The following is a 9,240-nucleotide window of genomic DNA, read 5'->3' as shown; positions in this document are numbered from 1 at the left end:
ACTTTTATTGTAGCTTGACACAGTTTAGTTTACACTCTCCATGCTTACTGATTTCATGCTCGGCAATCTCGAGTGCCTGATCATCCAGCTTGCTCTGTTGCACCAATCCCCATATCTGGGTAAGAAGCACTGGCCAGGTCACAAACAGTCCTACTGCAGCAGGAATTATCTGCATGCCCCAGATACCAATGCCTGCATTAAAATCAATCTGGTTCCGGACGGGTGTCAGTTTGATTTTCAAGGCTGTTTTCAGTCCTACAATCGCTTTAAACAAACCACCCTTGGTAATGGAAATCTCTCTGCCTCCCTGTATTAATTCCTGACTGGTGACTTCGTATCCTTCTTCCTGGAATTTAGCCTCAATGGCTTTACTGATTTGCGGAATCGTTGACGGTTCTGCATTCAACCGCTTGCTTGTCTTAAAAAGTCCCATAATCCTTATATTTTATTGTTTTTAATTTCGTTGTTTATCTTAAAGACGTGATAAAAACGGACTTTCTAACAGTATTTCTAAAAAAAACAGTAAAACTTGGATTTTTATGGAACTGATCGATAAAAAATATTCCTCCCGGAAATGAAATATCATTATCCGAGAGGAATACAAACTATAATTTAGTGCCGCATTTTCTGCAAAAAGCCCAGCCTTCTTCTACCAGTTCACCGCAATGTGGGCAACGTCTAACAGATACATAGTTCAAAAAATGCTGTTTAATCTGCCGGTACTGTTCTGTTTGAGCCCAATTGAGAATTTCCCGAACACGAACTGCACTGAACGGATGATTCAATCCCGACACAGCATAAATCTGCAAGGCCTTATTCCATAGTCCATCATTACGGATCTGATCATACTGATCCGCCTGATGCGCCCACTCCTCCAGATTGATCTTACTGGTAATAGACCGTGGTCCGCCTGACAAACGGGCCATCGTACTGGCTACCGTTTCGGGTGAAGTTACAATACTGGCAGCACGGTCACAGGATAGTTCACTTTTACGCTGCCAATAAAGTATTGCATACTGAATCGGAATAGTAAATGCCCCTAAGATTCCCAAAGAATCCACACCGCCGAGAATATAACGGGCAATAGTATGATACAAAACATGATGACATAAGATATGTCCACATTCATGGGCAATCACGGCATCCAGTTCCTCATCACTCATCATATCAACCAGTCCGGATGTGATGGTAATGAATACTTTCGTATCGCCAAAAGTCCAGGCATTAGGCTGGGGATCCATCTGAAGATAAAACTCCGGTTCCTCAATTCCTAATTTTGCACAAATGGGAGGGAGCCTGTTGTATAACTCAGGAAGCTGGGTTGGCGACAGGCGGATAGCCGAAGCCATATTGATTCCATACTGCAACTGTTCCAGTCCTAAAGAAAGTACTTTTTTTACCAAAGCCGGAAATCCCGGTATATTCTCCAACTGTTCCAAAGCGGCTGCATCCTCCGGATGAATAAAATCTGCTGCGTTAATCATAATCTGTTTGTTTTATGTTACTACTATAATAACAGAGCATTCGGAGGCAATAATTCTAACAGTTACAGGAATTTTTTCCAATCTAATTTCTTACCACAGCGAGGACAGTAGATCTGGTCTACAAAAACAAAACAACCGCATTCACAAACTCTGGCATCCTCTTCATGATTGATTTTATGCAACAGTTCTGCATGAAGCGGTGTACTGCGATGTTTGATAATATCATATCCCAGTTTCTTCATCAACTTGATGGTATCAAAGGCCATGCGACGGTCATATTCTTTTTCAGAATCAGGCAACATGGCATAAGGCACCATGTCCGGATTCTGTTTTTTCCGGTCATCACGAACCGGTCCGTAAGTCCATCCTTCCTCTTGACGTTTATCCGCCCATACCTCATGGGCATTTTCCGCAATCGCTTCGCGCAAATCCAAAAGATCAGAGCTCAATTCAACATCATCAAGATCAATCGGATGAGGATTATAGTCAAAGTCCTTGCCTTTTACTCGTGCCAGATAAGATTTGGCATCTTTCCAGGCTGATTCGAAGCGAGCAACCGCATAAGTTTCCAACTCTTCCTCTGATGCCGGATTATAAAGGACTACATCTGTATCCGTTATTTCCGTCACAACTACGGCATGGTAAGCAATATCTCCATCCGAAACTCCCGTCAGCTTATTGTTGTTCACTACCACAATCACGTCATGCTCAGCCTTGATAGCTCTTTTAAGGTCAGAAATTTCAGCTCCATACTGCCGCAACACAATCAGATCATTCTGTTCCAACAAACGTCCGACACTGTGTAACGGTGTACCGCTATCTCGCAGCCATCTGTTATTCCGGGCGTCCTCGGAGAGAGTGGTCACATCACAAGCGATTCCTCTACGGTCAAGCACATAAAGTTCACAGAGAAAATCACATAAGTTGCCTTCGCTTTCGGCAGCCAGTGCCTGCGCAGGTAAAATGTCTATATCCTCTTCTTCCGTTCCCATCAAAGCATCCAGTTTCTGAGATAAAATAAACTCCTCCTGCAATTTTTCGTCCGAGGCCAAAGCATTGAGTATCATTGCTGTTTCCTCTGCATTGGTTTTACCCTCTTCAAAAGCAGCCAATAATTCTTCTGATATCATATATTTTTTATTTGTTTTCATATTTTCTCCTTTCATTAATTGCCACTTTTGCCAATGAAGCTAATGCGCGTTTTTTGATATTATACAAATTTGCAACAGTGATGCCCATAAAACGAGCGATCTGCTCCGGTTCCCGATCTTCCAAGACCAATGCACGAATAACCATCACATAACGTTCATTTTTCATTAATGCAAAAAGATGTTCCAAATCTGCTTTAGCCTCATCGGCGGCAAGTGTATCAATTACTTCATCATCCTGATTATTACCTTTCTTTTCATAAAGAGGCTCCTTGCTATTATCATCTATCACCCTGCGAGTGTCTCGCAAATCCCGAAAGAATCGGATCACCACTTTTTTCAGCCAGCAGCCCAAAGTACTGCGATATTCAAAAGCCTTCAGTTTGGCGGCATCCTCTTTCATCAGATAAAAATACAGTTCATTGATACACTCGTCTTTATCAACCGGATAATCAAAAATTACCTGTATCGCATTTAAAAACAGGGGACGATATTTTTCCAGAAAATATCCCGTAATACGATTATCCCGGTTTACAAGCCCCTCGATTATTTCCTTATCAGTCATACTATTTCATATTATCAAATTCTTTACTCATACTCAATCTCACTACAGCTTCATCATAGCGTAAGGTGTCCCTTTGGAGCTTATTTCTTACCAGTTGATCACAATCCACCAGACAAGGATGCTGTTTCCTCTCTATCATTTTTTGATCTCCATACTCAAATCCCATCAGATACATCTTGGCATTCCACCGCAGATGCTCTCCGTAACCAATGGTTCTGATCAGATGTGCATCTGACAGACATTCATTTCTTCGAACCTCGTCTCCGTCTTCCAATCCGGCCAATTTCCGTTTGGTCAGGATGTGCCAGGCATTCGAGCGGTCTTGCTCTTCCTGATAAAAGACCGTGTAATGTTCTTTCACCGAACTGTTTTTTTCCTTGCGTCTCTTCATCCATTCTTTATAAGGACTGGACTTCGACAGGCGTTCCTGCTCGCTACGCAATTTTTCTCCTTCCAGCCATAGTTCTGCGGTTTCCTGCGAGTACCGATAAAAGAAAGACATTGCTCGGGTTTCCAGTATATCACGGCGCAAAGTGTTATATGAAAAGATTTCCTCATTACAGCCAAACAAGTGAACAAACAGATGTCCCTCCGGATTATACCGGTCAAAATAATCCTTCACAGCCATCATCTTTGCCTTCTGTTCTTTATGACGTATTCTGACAAACAGGGCCAGCTTCTCCGACACGGTCCGATAGCGTATGGCGGCATGGCATATTTTTGCAGCCAACAAAATAGCGGTTTCGTCATCTCCCACCGTTATGGCCACACAATTCAATTCATTGATGATTTTTTCAAGTCGGCCGGAAAAAGAATCCTCCTCGGTCAAAGTATTCCACCACTCTACTGAACCATCATTCCGAAGTCCTGGCCTATCTGACAGATATTCTGCCCGTAAAGTCTTCAGATTCGGATCGACCACATATATTTTTTTCTTCTGGGCTATGATCCGATCTATTCCATCATCCCCTGGAGAAACCTGAGCCACAAAGGAACCGAACTCATACAAGAATCCGAATGCGTCACGCCCCGTTTCTCCAAACCCGATGACCATCGCCGTAAAAGAAGAACTTACCGTTCCTGTTTCCGGAATCACCTGGACAAAATTTACCGGATGACAGGCTGCTGTCTTTTTCAACTGCCACACGGACAGAGAAGAAGAATCAATAAAATGTACCTGATGCCTTAGACCTTCACTGTTTATCAATGCAAAATTCACGTTATTTCTGCGGGCATGGCAATAACATGAAAATAGTTGGTTTTGATTATAAAGAGACGATTCGCTCTGTCCGCATATCTGCTTCAGAGCCATAATGGCCGAAAGGTTGTCTTGCTCCTGCTCGGAAAGAAAATAAAAATCCACCTTAGCATAGCACTTCAATGTTCTGTCAATCAAGGTATCACAGAGACGAGATACCTTTAAGTCCCGAAACAGTAGGTGTGGTTCCTGACAATTTATTCCAGACCATCGGAACTGCTTTCCGGCACTCAGCAAAACAGCTCCCATTTCTTCTATTTCCTCTACATACTTGTCTATTCCGGCGTTCGCAGTGTGAAAAAAGTGACTGAAAGTAAACCGGGATGCCTCGTGCTGATGATCATTATCCGGAAGGTTTACGAAAAGAATCCGAATCTTTTTGCCTGGAATATGATGTAAGCTTTTCGCCATATTCAATGCGTTTCGGTTGACGCCCCAAAATACTGCCAGACTGTTTTTCTTCCTGAAAATCAGCGTCATATTCCAGTAAATGAGCTTAAGCCATGAAAGGAAGTTCAATCCGAAAAGCCGCAGAATAAAGACTGCACTAATCAACACGGCACAGAAATGCACCGTTGAAAAGATTGTCATATATAATCCGGAATGATGCCAATGCTGGTGAACCTCAATCAAATCGGAATGAGACACAAACATTTCCATTGCCGACAGCGAAGCACGCAGATACAGTGCCAGCATATTGTCTGCACAACCTCCGTCATCAAAACCGACACGATAAAGTCCAACTCCAATACCCCAAATCACTAATGCCAAAACCTTAAGATGGCCGATAATCCACTTTTTTATAGGATAACACAAAAGGAGTATGCTCAAAAAAACAATAAAAGCAATTAAGATATAGAAAGAACTGGCCCAATCATTCCAAATTGAAGCATGTTCATGCGCTTCGGAAAACCCTAATAAAGACTTTCCGAGAAAAGATAACGTATCCATTTCGTACACTAATACAGAATCCATAAGCAAATGATTTAAAGAATAACAATACCCGTATTCATGAACTAGTCTTACGACAGATGAACCAGATATTTATTTTATTGCAAAAATAAATATTATTTCAAATATCAATGATTTTCCAAAACGAAAACTCATGATTATTTTAAAAATTTTTTCAGGTTCATTCAGTAATCACTCTGTCTTCTAGTAAACAAAAAACAAATGGCGTTCCGGCTGGATTCACATCCCACACGGGCGCCATTTGTTCATTTAATAGATTTAATAGATTTATGTATGTTTGCTTGCTTGAGCCATTAGACACTGCCCCCACCCAGGGCTTTATAAAGATTGATCACCGATTGGCAATACGTAAACTGATCCTGTACCACATTCAAGCGGGCGGACAACAAGGACTGGCGCGCGGTAAGCACTTCCAGATAGGTGGCATTGTTTGTCTTGTAAAGCATTTCCGCTGTCTGCACGCTTCGGTTCAGTTCCTCACATTGTCGGCTGTGCTTGTCCAAAGAGATTTTGGCCGAACTGACAGCATAAAGTGCATCGTTCACCTCCTGACCGGCCTGTAACAAGGCCTGTTTGTAATTCAGCAAAGCGATCTGTTCTTCGTCTTTCGAGACACGCAGATTGGAGATCAGTTTTCCACGATTAAAGATTGGCTGTGTCAACGAGGCCAGGGCTGAGAGAATCCACCCACCGGGATTCCGGACTGCCTCACCCAGCGAGTTAGTCCATCCGGCACTGCCCGAAAGCGTCAGATTCGGATAAAAAGCCGAACGGGCCTGATTGGTTGTATAGTAAGCATTGGCCAAGGTCATTTCTGCCTGGACAACATCGGGACGATGGGAAAGCAAACGCAAAGGCACTCCCGTTTGCAGACTGTCCGGAAAGGATTGCATCTCCAGTTTGGTACGCTCAACAGAACGATAAGTCGTACCCAACAAAGTGCATAAGGCATTCTCAGCTTCGCGCTGCTGACGCAGCAAATCATTGTAACTGGCTTCCAGTTCGTAAAGACTGGCTCGGGCCTGAGTCACCGCATTCTCGGTCTCCTCTCCCACTTGCAGACGAAGTTCCATGGTACGTACCTGCTCCTGCCATACCTCCAAGGTTTCCTTGCTGATTTGAATCTGCTCATCCAGCATCAGCAGCGTATAATAATCATTGGCTATGGTAGAAATCAGTTCCGAACGGACGGCCTGCCGATAGGCTTCCTGCTCCAGAAGAGTAGCCTTGGTGGCCTGTTTGGCATTACGCAGATTCCCAAAAAGATCCACCTCCCAACTGGCCTGCAACGGCAACTCATAGGTCTTTACCGTAGCTCCACCGTCTGTACGGTTCACCGCACCCTGAGGCGACAGAGTAAGCGACGGAAGGAAAGACAAGCGGGCCGCCTTGAGCTGGCTCTGTGCCTGATCCACCCGAAGCAGAGCCGTCTGCATATCTGTGTTATGCTCCAGTCCATAAGTAATCAGTTCCTGAAGTTTGGCATCCTGAAACAGCTCCTCCCACGGCAAATCACCCAAAGAAACCGTATCGTTTTGCGCCACCGGTTCGCGATAAAGACTGTCAACGGGCAATCCTTCCGGACGCTCATAGTTCCGGTAGATGTGACAGCTGCCCAGCAGCAACGGACACATCAGCATATAAATGATTTTTCTCATCATGTTCTATCTTGTTTTCGTTTACCCATTACCCGCTCCTCAATGTATTGGAACACAATGAAGAAAGCAGGTGTTACAAACAGCAGAGCTATAGTACCGATAATCATTCCTCCTACAGCACCGACACCCAGCGAGCGGTTTCCGTTAGCTCCGACTCCCGAAGCAAACATCAGCGGCAGTAATCCGAAGACCATGGTCAAGGCGGTCATCAGAAGCGGGCGCAAACGTACGGAAGCGGCACTCATGGCTGCCTGCGACAAGGACATTCCTGCCTTGCGCCGCTCACTGGCATATTCCGTAAGCAAAATGGCGGTCTTCGACAACAGACCGATCAGCATGATCAGTCCCGTTTGCAGATAGATGTTGTTTTCTATTCCCCACATGCGGGCAAAGAAGAAACTGCCCATAAGTCCGAACGGAACCGACAGGATAACTGCCATCGGAATGAACAGACTTTCATATAGAGCACATAGAATCAGATAAATAAACAGAATACAGATGCTGTAGATAATCACCGTATCGTGAGAATTGGCCATCTGCTCTTCCTCATGGGTCATACCCGAAAATTCATAACCGTATCCGGTTGGCAAGGTCTGTTGGGCCACCTCGTTCACGGCATTGATCACATCTCCCGAACTGTATCCCTCGGCCGGCATACCCTGCACGTTGATTGAGGTAAACATATTGAATCGGGTCAATGACTCAGAACCGTAGGTCTTGGTCAGCTTCACAAACTGGCTTACCGGTGTCATGCCACCGTTTGTCTTGACATAAATATTATCCAGAGCCTGCATATCCTTTCGCTCATCGGAAGATGCTTGGATAATTACCCGATAAAGTTTTGTAAACCGGTTGAAGTTCGAAGCATAGATACTGCCGAAATAGCCTGAAAGCACATTCAACACTTCTTCGGTTGTTGTTCCGGCACGCTGGCACTGAGCCTCATCCACATCCACACGGTACTGTGGGAAGTTGGCACTGAACGAAGTAAAGGCTCTCTGTATCTCCGGACGTTTGTTCAGGGCATCCAGAAAATCATTGGTTACCTGACTCAGAGCTTCAATACCCTTACCGCCACGGTCCTGCAAATAGAGCTCGAAGCTATTACCCGTACCATATCCGGAAATCATTGGCGGGGAAAACACGAAAATACTGGCATTCTTAATATGGGCCGTACGACGGTAAATCTCTTCGGAAACCGCATCTACGCTATTTTCTTCGCCTGGGCGCTCGTCCCAATGCTTGAGTTTGACAATGAACATACCGTGTGACGCGCCACTACCGGAGCCCATACCGAAACCGGCCACTTTGTTAAAGTTCTCTATTTGCGGAATTTCCTGAAGTTCTTTTTCTACCTTACCCATGATTTCCGCTGTTTCAGAAAGCGTACTACCTGCTGGAGCATCCAGACTGATAAATATAGAACCGATATCTTCTGACGGTACCAGACTCGTTTTGGAAGTATTCATCAAATAGAAAAGGGCAAAAGCCGCCAAACCGAGCGAGGCCCAAGCCAGCCATTTATGCTTTACAAAAATCTTTACTCCGGACTTGTATTTATTGACGATTCGCTTGAAGGCACTGTCAAAAGCCATACGGAAGCGGGTTGAAAATTCCGGCTTCTTGCCATCCACCAGAATCTCGTTAGGCCTCAGAATCAGGGCACACAAGGCCGGAGAAAGTGTCAGGGCGTTGATTGCCGAGATACCGACTGCCACGGCCATAGTAATACCGAACTGAGTGTAGAACACTCCAGAGGTTCCGCCCATAAAGGACACGGGCACGAATACGGCCATAAACACCAATGTAGAACTGACGATGGCCGAGGTAATGCCGCTCATGGCATCAATGGTCGCCTTATAAGGAGAACGGTATCCTTCGTCAAACCTCGTCTGTACCGCCTCCACCACAATGATGGCATCATCCACAATCGTTCCGATAGCCAACACTAATGCGAACAAAGTCAACAGATTGATACTGAAGCCGGCAATATAGAGCACGGCAAACGTTCCGATCAGCGACACGAAGATACTGATAGTTGGAATCAGCGTAGACCGTGGATTCTGCAAGAAGATGTATACCACGAGCACCACCAGGATAATGGCCTCGATGAGGAGACTGTCATATAAACTGTGTCATGACAAAAAAAGCATAA

Annotated in this window: 6 protein-coding genes and 1 pseudogene; all 7 read right to left on the bottom strand. The window is 44.7% G+C overall.

Annotated features, from left to right (window positions below; genetic code table 11):
* Nucleotides 1-4: 4 nt before the first annotated feature.
* The gene (locus tag DXA74_RS15075) at nucleotides 5-433 is read right to left on the bottom strand and encodes a zinc ribbon domain-containing protein (RefSeq protein WP_118528948.1); all 429 of its coding nucleotides are present in this window, start codon (nucleotides 431-433) and stop codon (nucleotides 5-7) included.
* 172 nt (nucleotides 434-605) lie between these two features.
* Nucleotides 606-1,484, bottom strand: coding sequence for a M48 family metallopeptidase (locus DXA74_RS15070; RefSeq protein WP_118528946.1), 879 nt, complete (start codon nucleotides 1,482-1,484; stop codon nucleotides 606-608).
* A gap of 62 nt (nucleotides 1,485-1,546) precedes the next feature.
* Nucleotides 1,547-2,614 (bottom strand): RyR domain-containing protein, encoded by a 1,068-nt coding sequence (locus DXA74_RS15065; protein WP_118528952.1) that lies wholly within the window; start codon nucleotides 2,612-2,614, stop codon nucleotides 1,547-1,549.
* Between the two features lie 7 nt (nucleotides 2,615-2,621).
* Complete coding sequence (locus DXA74_RS15060; RefSeq protein WP_118528944.1) at nucleotides 2,622-3,197, bottom strand: RNA polymerase sigma factor; 576 nt, start codon at nucleotides 3,195-3,197, stop codon at nucleotides 2,622-2,624.
* Between the two features lies 1 nt (nucleotide 3,198).
* Nucleotides 3,199-5,226 (bottom strand): hypothetical protein, encoded by a 2,028-nt coding sequence (locus DXA74_RS15055; protein ID WP_147401147.1) that lies wholly within the window; start codon nucleotides 5,224-5,226, stop codon nucleotides 3,199-3,201.
* 494 nt (nucleotides 5,227-5,720) lie between these two features.
* Entirely contained in the window at nucleotides 5,721-7,085 is a 1,365-nt protein-coding gene (locus DXA74_RS15050; RefSeq protein WP_118528950.1) for an efflux transporter outer membrane subunit, read from the bottom strand.
* A pseudogene (locus DXA74_RS15045) lies at nucleotides 7,085-9,199 on the bottom strand (efflux RND transporter permease subunit); the annotation flags it as partial. The gene DXA74_RS15050 and the pseudogene DXA74_RS15045, both read right to left, overlap by 1 nt.
* Nucleotides 9,200-9,240 lie beyond the last annotated feature (41 nt).

It is taken from the genome of Bacteroides sp. OF04-15BH (assembly GCF_003477995.1).
Taxonomy (GTDB): Bacteria; Bacteroidota; Bacteroidia; order Bacteroidales; family Bacteroidaceae; genus Paraprevotella.
The sequence above is the reverse complement of the archived record's forward strand: the minus strand, read 5'-3'. Positions and strand labels throughout refer to the sequence as shown.